Genomic DNA, 16,889 nt, shown 5'->3' on the forward strand with positions numbered 1-16,889 from the left:
GCCAGGCCTACCCTCGGTACGGGCCCTGGAGCGATGGCATCGGCCCGAAGCGGCCGCATACGGTCGTGCCCATGCACCCTCGAAACGTGTGGCAGGCGATGTCCCGGCGGGGCTTCCCGCTGTCGGCCTGGACCTGGCGCTCCGCCGCGTACCTGTTCACCGGCGCGGTGACCGGCGTGGTCACCCTGGTGGCGATCGTGACGCTGGCGGCGGTGGGCGGCGCGCTCGCCGTCGTCCTGGTGGGACTGCCCCTGCTCGTCATGGTCGCCCTGAGCGGGATCCCGGTGGCCTGGGTGGAGCGGCGCAGGCTGCTCCTGATCGACGACGAGCCGGTGTCCGGCCGGCACCGGGTGCCGGCCGCGCCGGGTCTGCGGGCCTGGCTGACCACCAGGCTGCGCGAACAGGCGACCTGGCGGGAGTTCGGGTACGCGTTGCTGTTCGCCGGGCTGCTGTGGCCGGTCGAGGCCCTGGCGCTCGTCGTCGCCCTGATCGTCCCGCTGTCCATGGTCGCCACCCCGCTGCTGATGGGCACGGTCGGCCACGGCCTCGAGGCGAAGGTGCTCAAGCAGTGGACGGTCACCACCTGGCCGACCGCCTGGGGCGTCGCCGTACTGGGCCTGCTCCTGATGGGCCTCGGCGCCTACGTGCTCGGCGTCACGGCGGGCGCCCGCGCCGAGCTGACCCGACTGCTGATCGCCTCCCGGGAGGGCGAGCTAGGGGCCGAGGTGGTCGAACTGGCCCGCTCCCGCGCCCGGTTGGTGGACGCCTTCGAGGCCGAGCGGCGCCGCATCGAGCGCGATCTGCACGACGGAGCCCAACAACGCCTGGTGGCCATGACGATGACCCTCGGGCTGGCGCGCCTCGACGCCCCGCCCGGCCCGCTCGCCGACCAACTCGCCAAGGCCCACGAGGAGGCGGGCAAGGCGCTCGCGGAGCTGCGCGAACTCATTCAGGGCATCCATCCCAAGGTCCTCACGGACTACGGGCTGCACGCCGCGGTCGCCGACGCCGCCGACCGCAGCGCGGTCCCCGTCGACGTCGACCTCGACCTGCCGGGCCGGCCGCCCCGGGCGGTCGAGTCCGCGGCGTACTTCGTGGTCTGCGAGGCACTGGCCAACGTCGCCCGGCACAGCGGGGCCGACCGCGCGCGGGTGAGCGGCGGTCATCGCGACGGACGCCTGGTCGTCGAGGTGCGCGACGACGGCCGCGGCGGTGCGGACCCCGCGACGGGCAGCGGCCTCATCGGCCTCGCGGACCGGGTCTCGGTCTTGGATGGCAGACTTGCGCTGACCAGTCCGCCCGGCGGGCCGACCCTGTTGCGTGTGGAGTTTCCTTGCGAGCTGACCAAGCCGGTCGAACGCTCCGCGTAGTGCTGGCCGAAGACAGCGTGCTGCTGCGCGAAGGGCTGGTCGGCCTGCTCGGCCGCTGCGGTCACGAGGTGGTGGCCGCCGTCGGGGACGCGCGGGCGCTGATCGCCGCCGTCGAGGAGCATGCCCCCGACATCGTGGTGACGGACGTACGCATGCCGCCCGGTTTCCAGGACGAGGGCCTGCACGCGGCCGTGCGGCTGCGCGAGAGGAGCCCGGCACTCCCGGTCCTGGTCCTCAGCCAGTACGTGCAACGCACGTACGCCGCCGAACTGTTGGACTCCGGCGACGGAACCGGCGTCGGCTATCTGCTCAAGGACCGGGTCGGCCAGGTCGAGGAGTTCGTGGAAGCGCTGCGCGAGGTGGCGGACGGGGGGACGGTGGTGGACCCCGAGGTGGTACGTCAGCTGCTGCGCCGCCGCCGGGATCCGCTGGAGCGCCTCACCCCGCGCGAACGGGAGGTCCTGGCGCTGATCGCCGAGGGCAGGTCCAACGGCGCGATCGCCCAGGCGCTGGTGGTCTCCGAAGCCGCGATCGGCAAGCACGTCGGCAACATCCTCAGCAAACTGGACCTGCCCCCGACGGACCGGACCCACCGCAGGGTCCTCGCCGTCCTCACCTACCTGCGGGCCTGACCCGCCCGGGTCCACCGAGCCACCGGGCGGCGCCGGTCCGGCCGTGGACGTCGAACCGTACGGCCCGCGCGGGGGTGGTGTCCGACGCCCACGGTGAACGAACCTGGACCTGCCCGGTGAGAGAAGCCCGGCCGACAGGAGGAGGACACCGATGGCCGACGACGTCGACCTGCACGGTCCGGCGAGCTGGGAGGGACCGCCCCGCGCGTACGGGCCGGTCGCGCGGGTCGCCGTACTCTCCGATGTGCACGCCAACATCCCCGCCCTCGACGCGGTGCTCGCCGAACCGGACGTCGCCGCGGCCGACCTGGTCGTCCTCTGCGGCGACCTGACCTGGGGGCCGCAGCCGCAGGAGACGTACGAGCGGATCGTCGCGCTGGGCGGGCGCGCCCTGTGCGTACGCGGCAACGCCGACCGCTACGCCGCCCAGATCGGCACGGCCGCCCGCGCCGCCGACACCCCGCGCCAGTCGTGGATCGTGGCACGGCATTCGCGGGCGGCCATCGCCTTCCTGGACCGTCTCCCCTTCGGCGTCGTCGTCGAGATCGACGGGCTCGGACCGGTGCACTTCTGCCACGGATCGCCGCGCAGCGACCATGAGTTGGTCACGCCGGGGACACCACCCGGGCGGTTCGCCGAACTGTCCGCGGCCATCGACGCGCGGGTCCTGGTCACCGGACACGCGCATCTGCAGTTCGACCGCGTCGTGGCGGGCCTGCGCAGTGTGAACCCGGGCAGTGTCGGACTGCCCTACCACACGGGTGAACCGGGTACCGCGTACTGGGCGCTGCTCGGCCCCGACGTCTGGCTCAGGACCACCCGCTACGACGTCGGGGACGCCGTAGCGCGAGCCCGCCGCGTCGCCGACCCGGACGCGGAGCGGTACGCGGACACCCTGACGAACGCCCCCGATCCGGAACGGATCGTCGTGGAGGCGGAGGACCGGATCTTCGTCAACTGATGCCGTGCCGGCCGGGGGAGAGGGGACGTTCGTCGTTCAGGCGGTCGACGGCGAGGTGGCCGGGGGGTCGGCGGGGAGGTCGTGACGGTCCTGGTCGTGGTCGTCGTTCGCGTCCGGTGCGTGTGCCGTGAGGTGTCGTACGGCTGGGACGCAGAGGAGGGCGAGGGAGGCCGGGACCCCGATGAGCGTCATCCCGTAGAGCGTGGGTCGTAGGCCGAGGGACTCGGACACCGGCCCGGCGAGTACCAGGCCCAGGGGCATGAGCCCGGCGGACAGCAGGTAGTCGTAGGAGCTGACGCGGGACAGGGCCGCCTCGGGGATGTGTGTCTGCAGCGCGGTTTCCCAGGTGACGAAGAACAGGGAGACGGCGACGCCGGTGACCGCCTCGAGGGCGGCGATCACCACGACTGGCGCGCCGGAGCCGATGATGAGCGCCTGGCAGGAGCCCACGGCGAGTGCGGCGGCGGCGAGCGCCATGGGATGCCTGGTCCTGAGGCGGTAGGCGCAGACGTCTCCGACGATCGAGCCGACGCCGAAGCCCGCGGTCACGATCGACCAGCCCGCCGCGCCGCCCCATTCGTCCTGGGCCAGGACGGGCCCCAGCACGAAGATCGACGGCAGCACGACGACGTGGTAGACCGCTATGGCCCCCATGCCGGACCACACCCACGTCCGGCCGCGTACCTGCGCCCAGCCGGCGCGCAGTTCCCCGAGGAACGCCCCTCGGGTGGGTCGCGCCGGTAGGGACGTTCTGCCGCGGGGCTTCAGCCGGGCGAGGAACGCGGCGCTGGCCGCGAAGGTCAGCGCGTCCGCGCCCAGGGCGCCGCCGGGGCCGACCAGCGCGACCAGCCCCCCGGCCAGGGCCGGGCCGACCACCAGGGCGGACGACTGGACGAATCCGCGCAGCGCGTTCGCCTCTCGTAGCCGGTCGGTCCCGACGAGCAGCGGTATCAGTCCGGTGGCCGCGGGCATGAAGAACGCGTCGGCCGTGCCGAACACGATCATGAGCAGGACCAGGTGCGAAACCTCGGCGACCCCGGTCAGCAGCAGTACCGCCGCGAGTCCCTGCACCGCGAACCGGACCAGGTCCGAGACCAGCATGATGCGGTGCCGCGGGAAACGGTCCGCCCACACCCCGCCCACCAGGGTGAACAGCAGCGTGGGCAGGAGCCCCGCTGCGGCCAGCAGGCCGACGTCGGCCGCTGAACCGCCCACCGAGAGCACGGCGAACGGCACGGCCACGAACGACATGCGGTCGCCCAGCACGGACAGGGACTGCCCGATGAACAGGCGGGCGAACTGCGGCTCAGCACGCAGGACACCGGGGATCAACGACTTCACGAGGCGACCGATCAGGGACAGGAAACAGGGAGTGCAGCGCCCGATGCTAAGCAGTGCCCTCCCCGTCGGTCACCTGAATTCTCCAGGCCAGAACCCTCCGGCGGCCTTTCAAGGGGGATGCCGTGGACCTGGGGACGACCGGCTGCCGTCGCCGCGCCCGCTCGGAGGGCTCGCTCTTCGGCGGAATCCGCCGGGTATCGAAAGCGTCCGGTCGCCTGCCCGGCCGCCAGGGTGGACCCGGGGAGGGCGACACCGTAAGTCGGGGTCGGTTCACGCGGCGATCTGGGTGCGGTCGCGCACGATGATCTTGCCGGTGTTCTCGCCGCGCAGCATTCCCAGGAACGCGTCGACGATGTGCTCGAAACCGTCGACCACCGTCTCGTCCGGAACGAGCCGGCCGCTCTGCAGATGCGGCACGGCGAACGCGTACAACTCCTCCTGGAGATCGCGGTAGTTGCTGACCAGGAAGCCCTCCATGCGGAGGCTCTTCTCCACGATGTCCGCGTAGTCGAAGCGCGGAGCCGGGGCGTGGGGGGTGTTGTACTGGCCTATCGTGCCGACCCGGACGATGCGTCCGAACTCGCGCAACGCTCCCACGGCCGCCGCCAGTTGTTCGCCGCCGACGTTGTCGACGAACACGTCCACGCCGTCCGGCGCGGCCTTGCCGAGCAGTTCGGCGGCGGGACCGTCGTGGTAGTCGAAGGCGGCGTCGTAGCCCACGACCCCGGTGAGGTGGGCGGACTTCGCCGCCGAGCCGGTGCTGCCCACGAGCCGTCCGGCGCCGAGCAGTCTGGCGAACCGTCCGGTGGCCGTGCCGACCCCGCCCGCGGCGGCCGACACGAACAGGTCCTCCCCTTCCTGGAGCCGGGCGATCCGGGTCAGGCCCACGTAGGCGGTCAGGCCGGTGCCGCCGAGGACGCTCAAGTACGCGGTCAGGGGCACCTTTTCGAAGAGGGGCAGCTTCCGGACCACCTCGGGCGCGACCACCGCGTGGGTGCGCCAGCCCTGCCGGTGGAACACGATGTCACCCTCGGTGAGATCGGGTGTGCGCGAGGCGGTCACCCGCCCGAGGGTGCGGCCCTCCAACGGTGCGTCGAGCGCGAAGCCCCCGGGCACGTCGTCCATCATCTCGCGGTGGTAGGGGTCGACGGACCAGTAGAGGTTCTCCACGAGCGCGCTGCCGGCCGCGGGGGCGGGAAGCGGGGATTCGACGAAGGCGAAGTGCTCGGCGATGGCAAGGCCGTGGGGGCGGGCGGTCTGTCGCACGGTGAGCGCGGTCTCGTTCATGTCCGGACCGTAGGACGGGAATGCGCCGCCCGGGCAGCCGGTTCGGCTCATAAGACCCGCCCATCCATGAGCAGTTCTCATACGACGAGGTGAGCGCCCCGTGGCCCGAACGTCCGACGCCGACCTCGTTCCTCAGGAACTGCGCGTCCTCGTGGCGGTCGCGGACGCCGGTGGCTTCTCGGCCGCGGCCGACACCCTCGGTCTGACCCAGTCCGGGGTCTCGCGCTCGGTCCGTGGCAGCGAGCGCAAGATCGGTGCCGTCCTCTTCGAACGCGGCCGCACCGGCGCCCGCCCCACGCCCGCCGGGGAGAAGGCCGTCGCACACGCCCGCCGCGTTCTGCGCCTGCTGGACGTCCTGACCGCGGAGGCGCGTGGCGCGGCCCGGTCCGACGCCCCCGAGGGGCCCCTGCGGATCGCGGCTTTCCGCAGCGCGGCCCTGCATCTGCTGCCGCCCGTCCTGCGGCGGCTTCGTGCCCGGCACCCCGGGATCGAGCCGCGGGTGCGGATCGTACGGGAGGTCGGGCGCGGCACCGCGGGCGAAGTGGCCGACGGGAAGGCCGACCTCGCCATCGCCACCCTGGGCGGCTCCGCGTCGCTTCCGCCGGGTCTGGTCGCGAGCGGGCTCCTCGAGGAGCCGTACGCGCTGGTGCACGCGACGGGCCATGCGGCTCCGCGCTCCCTGCCGCTGATCGACTGGACCGAGAACTGCGGCTCTTGCACGCGCGACTGGTGGGCAGCACAGGACTGGATCCCGCGGGCGACCGTCGAGGCCGAGGACGACGGAGCGGTGCTCTCCTTGGTGAGCGGCGGTCACGGGATGGCGATCATGCCGGCGCTGTCCTTGACCGGAGCACCGCACTCGGTCGAGATCACTGATCTCGGTCCGGGACGCCCGACCCGCCGGATCGGCTACGTCACCACCTCGGAACTGGCCGGATCCGCTGTCGTACGCGCCTTGGTGAGGGAACTGCGGGCGACGGCCCCCCACGGGGTGCGCCTTCTCGGCGGGGATGCCTGACCGGGGTGATCGCGGGGCCCGGGTACGCCGGCAGAGGTCGGGAGAGTCCGACGGCTGCGGCCGGGGCTGCGCCCCGGCGACGACCCGGGCACTCCCCGGACGCCGGAGTGCGGTGGGACCGGGGCCCATGGGGAGCCGACTGGAGGGAATCCGCAGCGGCGGGTCCACCGGACCGCCGCAGATTCGCGTGGGTCCGCAAAAAGACCTCGGCCCCCTCCGACCTAGAGGGTCGGAGGGGGCCGAGTATGCGTAGCGGGGACAGGATTTGAACCTGCGACCTCTGGGTTATGAGCCCAGCGAGCTACCGAGCTGCTCCACCCCGCGTCGGTGTAGCCACCCTACATGATCCGGGGCGGGCGGCCGGAGGTATCAGATCCGCCAGGCGCGCAGGACGTCCGCGACCGCGTAGATCGTCAGGCGGGTCTCGCCGATCTTTCTGACCAGGTCGGAGAAGCCTCCGTAAGGGGGATCGATCCCTTCCCTCGACTGATCCATGTACTGGCCCGCGACGAATGCGGCGAAGAGGCTGTTCCGGTGCGGCAGGGGTTCGAGGCGCACGATCGTGTGCAGGAGTGCGGCCGCGCGCCACGCGGCATCGGGGTTGGACGCCTCCAGCGTCGGCATGCGCGTCTTGTGCCGGGCGACCGCCGCCACCAACGCCGAGTAGTCGGTGACCGACACGTCGTCGCTCCCCAGGGCGGCTTCCTGGACGTCCAGGAGCCAGGGGACGTCGATGTAGAGGATGTCGCTCATCAGGCGGCAGTGGCTCCCTGGTCGCGCTGCGACGGGGGGACCTCGTCGGGGAACGCCTCGTCGAACTCGGCGCGGAGCCTGTCGGCCCATGACGCGGCTCCGGCGACGAACTGTTTGCGGTGCATCTCACGCACGCCCAGGTCGTGCATGTACTGCTTCAGGCTCTTGCCCTCGGCCGCGGCAGCCGTACGCACGCCTTCCATCTCTTCTTCGGTGAAGGTCACATTGAGTGATGGCATACAGGGATGGTACCGATCAGGTACCTGATGGGGCCAGCCCTTGCGAGGGATCAGGAACCCGTTTCGGGCGGGACTGTTGACCTTGCCATCGGTCTCCTGCTCATCGGTGTCCTGTCCATAGGCCGAGCGGTGCGGGCCAGGACCGCGGCAGGAGCCGGTGCTACGGCCTGGCGCCGGTGACCGTCGCCAGCCTCGTCCTGATGGCTTCGGCCTCGGGCATGCCGAGGTCGGTGTAGAGGGAGAGAGCGCGCTCGTAGCGGTGAACGGCGGGGGTGGTGTCGCCGGAAGCGCGGTGTGCGTCGCCGAGTCCGCCATGGGCGCGGGCCTGCAGGCCCGGATTGCCGATGTCCTCGGCGATGGAGAGGGCGTCGGTGTGGTGGGCGAGGGCATCGGTGGGCCGGCCGGCGGCGTGGGCGGCCTCACCGAGCCCGTTGAGGGCTCGGGCCTCACCGTCGCGGTCTCCGTTCTGGCGGTAGATGGTGAGCGCCTGTCGGTGGTACTCGGCGGCCCGCGCGTACCGGTCGAGCCGTGTGTGGATGACCCCGAGGCCGTGCAGGGCCCCGGCTTCGCCGTACCGGTCGCCGACTTCCAGGAACAGGACAAGGGCTTGCTCCTGATGACGGGCCGCGGACCCGAGGCGGCCGAGTTCCACCTCGATGGTGCCGAGGTCGTTGAGCGCGTGGGCCTCCAGGTATCGGTTGCCGGTCCGGCGGAGCAGGGCCAACGCCTGCCGGAGATGGTCGGCGGCCTCTCCGTAGCGGCCCAGTTGCACCTCGACGGAGGCGAGGTCCTTGAGGGCGATCGCCTCGCCCGACCGGTCGTCGACGCGCCGGTACAGCGCCAGAGCCTCTTCGAGGAATTCGACGGCCTGGCGGAAGCGCCCCAGCCGTTCCTCGACGAGGCCGAGGTTGACCAGGGCGCGGGCCTGGCCGGTCAGATCGTCGGCCCGCCGGAACAACGCCAGCGCTGCCTGGATATGCCGGCGTGCCGGTTCGTGCCGGGCCAACTGCCAGTAGGCGGTGCCGATGCCGAGCAGAGCCCGGGCCTCGCTCGCCGGGTCGCCGAGCAGCCGAGCCGCGTCGCGGGCGTGGCCGTGGATCATGAGGCCGTCGTTGTGGTGGCCGCTGATGAGGTAGCGGTACAGCGTGAGGGAGAGCCGGATGGCGTGGGTGGGCCGGCCGTGGATGGCGGCATGGGCGGACACCGCCGTCAGGCACGCTCGCTCGGTGTTCAGCCAGGCGCGCGCGTCGTCGGGATCGGACAGCTCGGGAACGGGGGCGGTGGGCTCGGGAACGGCGGGTCTCAGGTGGGCCTCGGCCGGATGGAGGCGGTTCATGGCGGCGGCCGCGGTGGCGAGGTAGTGGTCGAAGAGCCGGTCGAGCGCCTGCTCGCGGACCTGCGGCGCGTCGTCGGCCGTGGTGAGGCGGGTGGCATAGGCCCGCAGCAGGTCGTGCATGCCGTAGCGGGCGGCGTCGATGCGCTGGACCAGATGGGCTCGGGCGAGGACGTCGAGGGTGCGGCGGGTGTCCGTGAGGCCCCGGTCGGTCAGCGAGGCGGTCGCGTGGGCGTCGAAATCGGGGCCGGGGTGCAGGCCGAGCAGTCGGAAGGTCCGCACCGCGTCCGCCGGCAGGTTGCGCAGTGACCAGGAGAACACGGCGGCGACCGCCGTCCGGGGGTCACCATCCGCGTCGAGCAGGTCCAATCGCCGCTGATGGTCGACGAGTTCGGCGACGAGGTCCGTCAGCGGCGTCGAAGGACGGGAGGCGGCGAGTTCCGCGGCGATCCGCAACGCCAGGGGTAACCGGGCGCATTGCGTGGCGAGGGCGTCGACGGCGGTGGGGTCGGTTTCGGCGCGGGGGCCGACGAGCCGGCGCAGCAGGGTGCGGGCGGTGTCGGGGGGCAGCAGATCGAGGTCGAGGCGGTGCGCGCCGTCCCGCGCGACCAGCCCGGCCATGCTGTCCCGGCTGGTCACCAGTACCGCGCAGGAGCCGGTGCCGGGCAGCAGCGGACGGACCTGTTCGACGGTGGAGGCGTTGTCGAGCACGATCAGGATGCGCCGTCCCGCGACCTCCGTGCGGTAGCGTGCCGCCCGGTCGTCCGGCTCCAGCGGGATGTCCTGCCCGCACACCCCGAGCGCGGTCAGGAACCGGACCAACGCGTCGGAGGCGGTCATGGGCCGTTCTGGGTCGTAGCCGCGCAGGTTCACGTACAACTGGCCGTCCGGGAAACGGTGTCGGGCCCGGTGCGCCCAGCGCACCGCCAGGGCGGTCTTGCCCACGCCCGCGGTGCCGGACACCGCTGAGACCACCACCGCGGTCGACCGTTCCCCCGCCGCGGCCAGGAACTTGTCCAGCCGGGCCAGTTCCTCCTCACGGCCGATGAACCCCGCAGCTTCCAGAGGCAGTTGAGCGGGACGGACCACGGCTCGCTCGGTGCTGGTGCTGGTGCTGGTGGCGTCGGCGCCGGGCGTTGTGCGTCGGGTCGCCGGTGCGGTGGCCGTGCCGCACAGGATCGCCTGGTGTTCCCGGCGGGCTTCGGCTCCCGGGGTGGCGCCGAGTTCGTCGGCCAGCCGCTTTCGCAGGGCGGCGTATCCGGCGAGTGCCTCCGGGGTGCGCCCGGCGCTGTGCAGCGCCCGCATCAGCGCCACGGCGAGCGGCTCGACCAGCGGGTTCTCGGCGACCAGGACGGACAGGGTGTCGATCACCACGACGTGGCCACCGACGCGGAGTTCGGCGTCCGCCCAGGCGAGGACGGCGTCGATCCGCTGGTTGAGCCAGTTCTCGCGCGTACGCGCCGCCCAGTCTCCGCTCAGTCCGGCCAGCGGCTGTCCCTGCCACAGGCTCATGGCTTCCCGCAGCATAGCCACCCGTACCGCATCGGAACCGCTGTCCTGACGGGCACGGGCGACGAGGTTCCGGACGCGGTGCGCGTCGACCCGGTCCGGGCAGATGCCGAGGCGGTAGCCTCCCTGGCCGCGCACCAACGAGGGCGGGCCGTCGGCGGCGTCCGAAAGGTGTGGGCCCGCCTCCGCGAGGACACGGCGGATGCGGGCGATGTGGGCGTAGAGGGTGGCGCGCACCTGTCCGGGCGGGTCCTCCCCCCAGACCCGGTCGATCAAGGTCTCGGCCGACACCCAGCGACCCGTGTCCACCAGCAGCGCTGCCAGGACCGTGCGTCGTTTGGCAGGTCCCAGATCCACCGGGTGGCCCGACACCCATAACTCCACGGGCCCCAGCAGCCGAAATCCCCCCACGTGCTCCCCCTGCCCACCCTGCGCTTGGTGATCCTTCCCCACGCGTCACACAACCATCGGGCCACCCGCGAAGCAAGCTTCACGCAAGGTTCTCGGCCACCACCCACCTCCATCGCGCTCACGGCAACCGCCGTACCACGGACGACTTCCGTCCCATGGGGGAGCTGAACCCGGTCGTCGTGCGGGACGGCGTTGTCGTGGGTGACTCAGGTGCGCGCGGCGGTGGACGAATCGGCTTCGCGGTTCCAGGAAGCGAGGTCCGGAGCTGCCGTTCATCCGCGCACCGGGCCGGGCAGCGACCGGCCCGGTGCGCTGGTCGCGGAGGTGCTGACGGAGTCGTCCAGGGTGGCCGGACCGGAGGTCTGCCCGTGGTCGACACGCGAGGGTCGCTGCCGGAACGGCTGCCCGCCGTGCCGGGAACGTCCGGTCGGCACCACCGGGTCGGCTGACCCGGCGGCGCGCCGGCCGTGCCCTTTCACCCGGAGGCGAAGGCGTCCGTGACGAAGGAGGCCCGGTCGCGGGAGCCGGTGCCGTCGGTGATCCACCAGTACGAGGGGTGCTCACCGTACAAGCCGAACTGCAGGCCCGGCGCCCAGGCCAGGACGAGTTCGTCGCGCCCGTCGCCGTCGAAGTCCCCGGCGCCGACGGGGCGGGCGTGCAGCCACTTGGCCGGCGTGCGCTTGCCGCCGACGGTCGCGGGGCCGCGTCGCAGCACGGTGGTGCGGCGGTCGCCGTCGATCAGGGTGGCGCCCTGGTAGGTGGCGACCAGGATGCCGTCGCGGCCGTCGCCGTCGGGGTCGGCGGCGGTGAAGCCGCCGGGGCCGTAGTCGGTGCCCAAACCCTTGGGGACGTCCGGCAGTCGGTGCACGACGGGCGGCGCGCCGGAGCCGGGGTGGACCGTCAACGAGCCGTCCACGTCCGGGGGTTCGGTACCGGGTGCGTCTTCGTCGTTGCGGCTGCGGTCGTCCCCGACGGCGACGTCGCGCACGCCGTCGCCGTCGAAGTCGCCGAAGGCGTGGGCGTTGCCGCGGCGGAGCGCGGTGCCCCGGGCCGCGAGCCCGGTGCCGCGGTGGGCGACGACGAGCGTGTTGCCGGACTGCTCGTTGTCGTTGGTGCCGTGCACGAGCAGGGAGGTAGCGCGAGGCTTCCCGGACGGATCGATCGCGTCGGCGAAGAGGGAGCCGCCCGACCAAGGCAGCCGGGTCTCGGTACGGGCCGGGGCGCCGGAGCGGCTGAACGGGCCGTAGAGCACGACCAGGGACGACTTGTTCGCGGCGGATCCGGCGAGGTCGTGGTGCCCGTCGCCGTCGAAGTCGCCGCGGACCAACTGCGACATCCCCAGTTTCGTCACCCGGTCCGGCATCCGCAGCGCGGTCGGCTCGGCGCCGGGCGTCGGTCCGGTCGGGCCACCCCAGGAGACGTTCGGGACGGCGCGCGCCACGGGGAATGAGCCCTTCTCCTGGACGGTGGGCCCCCTACGGACCGACACGAAGTCCGGGAAGCCGTCGCCGTCGAGGTCGGCGGCGACGGGGAGGGGTTCCGTGACGCCGTTGGCCAGGTCCGGGTCGCCGGTTTCGGCGCGCGACCAGACGCTGCGAACGGCGGGGTCGAGGCCGTGGGCGGAACCGAAGACGACACCGGCGGGGAGCAGCAGGTCCCGGTAGCCGTCACCGTTGACGTCGTCGGGGTCCTTGGAGCCCTTTCCGGGCTGTGGGGCACGGCGGGCGGGGAGCGTGGCGGGTATCGCGCCGGACGTCGCCTGGGCCGTACCGGAGGACGGGCGGTCGCTCGTCGCGCCGCCGCACCCGGCGAGGGCGAGGCAGGCGAGCACGGCGCAGGTGACGCCGACCGCGAAAACCGGCGACGGGACTCGGGACTTCATCCGCACACCCTCGCATCCCCGCACGGAGCGTCGGTAGGGGGGGGGAGACGCGGCGACTCCCGGTGCGGACCACGGTCCCCGCCCGCGCGGCGGAGCATGGTCCGCCGCGCGGACGGGGCGTGAGGAGCGGATGAACGGGACGACGGACGGCGGGGACGGCACGGATGCCATGGCGAGGGGCACGTCCCCGCCGGAGGAGACCGGCAGCCCTCAGAATTCGGCAGCGGTACGAGATGCCGTCAGGGTCGGCAGTGCGGCCATCGCGGCGATGGCGAGGCCCGTGCCGGTGAGCGCCAGCATGGGGGGCCACGTTCCCGAGTACCAGCCCGCGTACCGGCCGTTGAGCTGGAGCCAGGCACTGCCCGAGACATGACCGGTCACCAGGGCGAGACCGAAGGAACAGCCGAGCGGCGTGATGATCTCGACGAGCTGGGCAGCCCGGACCCACCGGTTCGGCACGCCCAGCACGAACAGGTGCGCCACCTCCCCGCGCCGTTGCGCGATGTGATCGGCCGCCGCGATGAGAAGAGCCAGAGCGGCCAGCAGGAACCCGACCGCGACGGCGAACGTCGTCACTCCCCGGTGGGCCCGGTACGTCTCCAGCGCCACCGGATTGCGATCCTTCACATCGATGACGGCCAAGGGCTCCACGGCTGACACGGCAGCGGCGAAACGGGACGCCCGGGATTCGGGGCCGTCGACGCTCACGTAGGTGAGTGTCTGTTTCGCCCAGCCGAACCGGGGCTGTTCGCCGGTGACCAGGATGCCGCCCGGCCCCAGCGGGGTGCGTTCGGCCTGCGGGATCGGGAGGAACGCCTCCGGGGTGCGGTACCGCGACCGGCCGCCCGACGCGTTGTCGAAGACGAGGTCCAGTCCGGCCGGGGGTGCCGCGGAGAACCGGACGGGGCTCCCGAAGCGGTACTCGGCGCCGTCGCGGCAGTCGGGAAGCGGCGCCCCGGTGAGCTTGCGCACGACCTCACAGGAAGCGGTCACCATGGGAGTCACCCCCGCGGCCGAGGTCTCGGCCGTCTCTGCGGGAGCAGCGCTCCCCGAATCGGTGTTCCCTGAATCCGCGCTCCCGTTGGGGGAGGCGGTGGACCCTGAAGCACCGGTCCCGGAGGGCGCCGACGGGAGCGCCGAGTACTGGAGCAGCCACACCCGGTCGGCCGCCTCCCGGGCGACGGCGGTCACCTCGGCCCGCCCCCGGGCCTCGGGCACACGGCGCGCGTCGACGCTGATGTGGAAGTCGCGCGGGTCCGGAGCGGCGCCGAGTTCCTGGTCGTGCAGTACGCCCGCGCCCACCCCCGCCATCAGGACGAACCCCACGAGCAAAGAGTGCGGGCTCATGACCGGGGACGCACCGTACTGGAGTCGCCGCCCGGCGATACGCACGGTCAGTGGCAGCCGGGGGTGCGCCAGGGCCCGGCCCGAGAGGCGGGCAAGGGGCCGCGACAGGCACAGAGTGCCGAGTGCCGCGAGCGCCATGCCCGTCAGTACGAGGACGATGAGCAGGCCGGGTACGTCGGCACGCTCTCCCGATGGGATCCGCGCGGACCGTGTCAGCGGCGGGAGCATCAGTCCCAGACCGGCCAGCAGCGGGACCAGCATCCACCAACGGAAAGAAGAAAGCATTTCGGCGACCGGCCGGCGCGCCGTCCCCCGCCACACCCCTGCTGCGCCGACCAGCGCCGACAACAGGGCGGTTCCCACGACCACCACCGCGCACAGGCTCAGGGCGGGCAGTGACCGGGCCGGATACCAGGTGAACCCGAGCAGTCCGCTCCCGGACAGCCAGGGCTCCACGAACGCGTACCCGAAGAGTCCTGCGACCGCGCCCGCCGTACCGGCCACGGCGGACTCGACGGCCGCGGCGCCCGTCACCGTGGCCCGGCCGGCTCCCAGCAGTCGGAGCGCGGCGTTGCGCCGGGCGCGTATCGCCGCGCCGAGCCGCCCGCACACGGCGAGGTAGCACAGGGTCGGCAGGAGAAGGATGGCGGCGAGCTGCCGTGCGACCCCCTCGTAGACGGAGACGACCAGGTTGTCGGTCTCGGCCGTTCCGAACCCCACGGCAGGAGTGCCCGCCGCCAGACGGCGGGCGGGCAGCCCGACGTATGCGTACAGTTCGCCGGGACCGAGCAGCCCGTCCGGGGCGATGCGGCCGGTCAGCCGGCCGGGTGCCTTCGCCGCGGTGGGCCCGGCCCGGCGGAGCAGCTCGGCCGCGGCGTCGGAGGCGATGACCTCGCCAGGACCGGGGAAACGGTCGGTGCCGGGTGGCGGAGCGGTGCCGGGCGCAGCGGGGGAGAGGAAGATCCTCGTGAACTGCCGGCCGTTCCAGTCGTCCTCCACGGAGACGAAGTGGAACGCCGCCGGCCGGCCGGGCGGGGCCACGTCCGGCAGCCGGGCCGCCGAGGACTCCGCCCGTGCGTTCAGTACGCCCGGCAGGACGGCCGCGAGCACGACCACCGCCACACCGGCTGCGGTACCGGCGGCCATCAGCGCCAGCCGGAGGGCACCCGCCCGGCCTCCGCCGCGTACGAGCCGCAGGGCCAGTGTCAGAGTCGTCCTCATGTGGCCACCCCGGTCATACCGCGCGGCACTCCCGCCGGTGCTGTCTTCCCGTCGCACATCTCCACGGTGCGGTCCGCCCGCTCCGCCACGGTCGCGTCATGCGTGACCAGCACGACCGCCGTGTCGTCCGCGCGGGCCAGCTCCATCAGCAGGTCGAGAACCGCGGTGCCGTTCTCACGGTCGAGGGCGCCCGTGGGTTCGTCGGCGAAGACGATGCGGGGCCGGTGCGCGACCGCCCGTGCGACCGCGGCGCGTTGCGCCTGTCCGCCGGAGACCTGCGCGGGCCTGCGGTCGCCCTCCCGAGCGATGCCCAGGCGGTCGAGCAGTTCGGCGACCCGTCCCGCGCGCTGCGCCCTGGGGAAGCCGGTGAGTTCCAGCGGCAGTGTCACGTTCTCGCGCAGGGTGAGCTCCGGGACCAGTTCGCTGTTCTGGAAGACGAAGCCGAACTCCCGCAGCCGCAACCGCGAACGCGTCCGTCCGCTCAGGGACGTGAGTTCCGTGCCGTCGAAGGTGACCACACCACTGTCGGGGCGGACCAGTCCGGCCAAGCACTGGAGCATGGTCGACTTCCCCGAGCCGCTGGGTCCCCGGACGGCCACCACCTCGCCGCGGCGCACGGTGGCGCTCGCCGAGGCGAGCGCCACCGTGCTGCCGTAGCTCAACGCGAGGTTGTCCGCGGCAAGCACAGGCAGATCCCCCACTACCGGTTGAGCCGGCCGGAACCCTTGCAGGTGTCCGAACCCAGGTCGTCGGTGCAGACCTGGTAGTAGCCGTAGGAGGTGTACGTCGTGGCCGGGTCGTACCACTCCTTGTTCACCGAGCCGCAGCCGGCCGCGGAGCCGTTGGAGTCGCCGACCTTGCCGGACCAGCTGTAACCGTGGACGCGGCCCTCGCTGTAGACGCCGTCGCCGTCCCCGCTGGTGTCGCACACGCTGCCCGTCACGTGCATACCGCCGTGGCCCGTTCCCTGCGGGTAGAACGACCAGCTGCCGGTGAACTTGCCCGTTCCGTTGTCGAGGTTGAGCGACCCGCTGCCCAGGGCGTAGGCGGAGGACGCCACGCCGAGGGCGAGCGCTCCGGCGAGGCCGGTGGCGGCCAGCAGTCGCTTCTTCTGGATGAATCGCATGGATTTCCCCCTGAGATCGGCAAACCTCCGTGGTCGGGAGGCATTCACAGGTTCTTCCAGGGACCTTGCGCAGACCTTGCGAAAATCTTGTGCCATCGGCATCCGGACGGCTGGGTCGGCATGCGCGCCACGAGGAACGCGTACGTCCCCGTGCGGGTCGGGGCCCACCTGGGCAAGCGCGGCATCCGTGCGGCAATCCGCGTGCCGGCAGATCAAGGTGGTCATCGGCCGCGGCGGGGCAGCCGGGAGATTCCCTCGGTCCTCCCGGCCGGCGGCCTGCTCGTCAAGGCGCGGGCAGGCCGCCGGAGCCATCTTTGGTGTCCATGTATATGAACTCGGCTCCGGGCCTCGCGACTCCAGGCGACATGGAGCCCGGCCCTTCTTGCGCGTGAACTGCATGTTCGCCCGAGAGTGACCGTGCTGCGGCAAAACCCGGCCGGTCGATCCGTGTTCACATGC

At 72.6% G+C, this 16,889-nt stretch carries 13 protein-coding genes and 1 tRNA gene; 4 read left to right on the forward strand and 10 right to left on the reverse strand.

Going from position 1 to position 16,889, the window contains the following annotated elements; translation table 11 throughout:
- The first annotated feature begins 98 nt into the window (after window positions 1–98).
- The 3 genes from ACFYW7_RS37555 to ACFYW7_RS37565 all read left to right on the forward strand — a co-directional run bounded on the left by ACFYW7_RS37555 (window position 99) and on the right by ACFYW7_RS37565 (window position 2,963).
- Window positions 99–1,370: a sensor histidine kinase gene (locus ACFYW7_RS37555; protein ID WP_389510987.1), complete on the forward strand. Its 1,272-nt coding sequence runs from the start codon at window positions 99–101 to the stop codon at window positions 1,368–1,370.
- A complete protein-coding gene (locus ACFYW7_RS37560; RefSeq protein WP_389510938.1) occupies window positions 1,370–2,002 on the forward strand; it encodes a response regulator in 633 nt (210 codons plus the stop codon). Before ACFYW7_RS37555 ends, ACFYW7_RS37560 begins: the two co-directional genes overlap by 1 nt.
- A gap of 151 nt (window positions 2,003–2,153) precedes the next feature.
- The gene (locus tag ACFYW7_RS37565) at window positions 2,154–2,963 is read left to right on the forward strand and encodes a metallophosphoesterase family protein (protein ID WP_389510940.1); all 810 of its coding nucleotides are present in this window, start codon (window positions 2,154–2,156) and stop codon (window positions 2,961–2,963) included.
- A gap of 36 nt (window positions 2,964–2,999) precedes the next feature.
- Here the strand turns inward: ACFYW7_RS37565 and ACFYW7_RS37570 are convergent, their stop codons facing one another.
- Both ACFYW7_RS37570 and ACFYW7_RS37575 read right to left on the reverse strand, forming a co-directional pair.
- The gene (locus ACFYW7_RS37570; protein ID WP_389510942.1) at window positions 3,000–4,304 is read right to left on the reverse strand and encodes an MFS transporter; all 1,305 of its coding nucleotides are present in this window, start codon (window positions 4,302–4,304) and stop codon (window positions 3,000–3,002) included.
- 270 nt (window positions 4,305–4,574) lie between these two features.
- Entirely contained in the window at window positions 4,575–5,591 is a 1,017-nt protein-coding gene (locus tag ACFYW7_RS37575) for an NADP-dependent oxidoreductase (protein ID WP_389510944.1), read from the reverse strand.
- 100 nt (window positions 5,592–5,691) lie between these two features.
- Between ACFYW7_RS37575 and ACFYW7_RS37580 the strand changes: the two genes are divergently transcribed.
- Window positions 5,692–6,609 carry a LysR family transcriptional regulator gene (locus ACFYW7_RS37580; RefSeq protein ID WP_389510946.1) on the forward strand — a complete coding sequence of 306 codons (918 nt, stop codon included), beginning with the start codon at window positions 5,692–5,694 and terminating at the stop codon, window positions 6,607–6,609.
- Window positions 6,610–6,859: 250 nt separating this feature from the next.
- On the opposite strand, the gene ACFYW7_RS37585 is transcribed toward ACFYW7_RS37580, so the two are convergent.
- The 8 genes from ACFYW7_RS37585 to ACFYW7_RS37620 form a co-directional block, all read right to left on the reverse strand.
- Window positions 6,860–6,933: transfer RNA gene (locus tag ACFYW7_RS37585), tRNA-Met, on the reverse strand.
- Between the two features lie 45 nt (window positions 6,934–6,978).
- Complete coding sequence (locus tag ACFYW7_RS37590) at window positions 6,979–7,362, reverse strand: toxin Doc (RefSeq protein WP_389510948.1); 384 nt, start codon at window positions 7,360–7,362, stop codon at window positions 6,979–6,981.
- Window positions 7,362–7,601, reverse strand: a complete 240-nt coding sequence (locus tag ACFYW7_RS37595; RefSeq protein ID WP_389510950.1) for a hypothetical protein — start codon at window positions 7,599–7,601, stop codon at window positions 7,362–7,364. Before ACFYW7_RS37595 ends, ACFYW7_RS37590 begins: the two co-directional genes overlap by 1 nt.
- 160 nt (window positions 7,602–7,761) lie before the next feature.
- Window positions 7,762–10,815 (reverse strand): tetratricopeptide repeat protein, encoded by a 3,054-nt coding sequence (locus tag ACFYW7_RS37600; RefSeq protein WP_389510952.1) that lies wholly within the window; start codon window positions 10,813–10,815, stop codon window positions 7,762–7,764.
- Between the two features lie 514 nt (window positions 10,816–11,329).
- Complete coding sequence (locus ACFYW7_RS37605) at window positions 11,330–12,736, reverse strand: FG-GAP repeat domain-containing protein (RefSeq protein ID WP_389510954.1); 1,407 nt, start codon at window positions 12,734–12,736, stop codon at window positions 11,330–11,332.
- Between the two features lie 210 nt (window positions 12,737–12,946).
- Window positions 12,947–15,304 (reverse strand): hypothetical protein, encoded by a 2,358-nt coding sequence (locus ACFYW7_RS37610; protein ID WP_389510956.1) that lies wholly within the window; start codon window positions 15,302–15,304, stop codon window positions 12,947–12,949.
- Complete coding sequence (locus tag ACFYW7_RS37615) at window positions 15,301–15,990, reverse strand: ABC transporter ATP-binding protein (protein ID WP_389510958.1); 690 nt, start codon at window positions 15,988–15,990, stop codon at window positions 15,301–15,303. The genes ACFYW7_RS37610 and ACFYW7_RS37615 overlap by 4 nt, the downstream gene beginning before the upstream one ends.
- 14 nt (window positions 15,991–16,004) lie before the next feature.
- Entirely contained in the window at window positions 16,005–16,430 is a 426-nt protein-coding gene (locus ACFYW7_RS37620; protein WP_389510960.1) for a hypothetical protein, read from the reverse strand.
- Between the last annotated feature and the right edge of the window lie 459 nt (window positions 16,431–16,889).

Source organism: Streptomyces sp. NPDC002580 (assembly GCF_042889485.1).
Classification (GTDB): Bacteria; Actinomycetota; Actinomycetes; order Streptomycetales; family Streptomycetaceae; genus Streptomyces.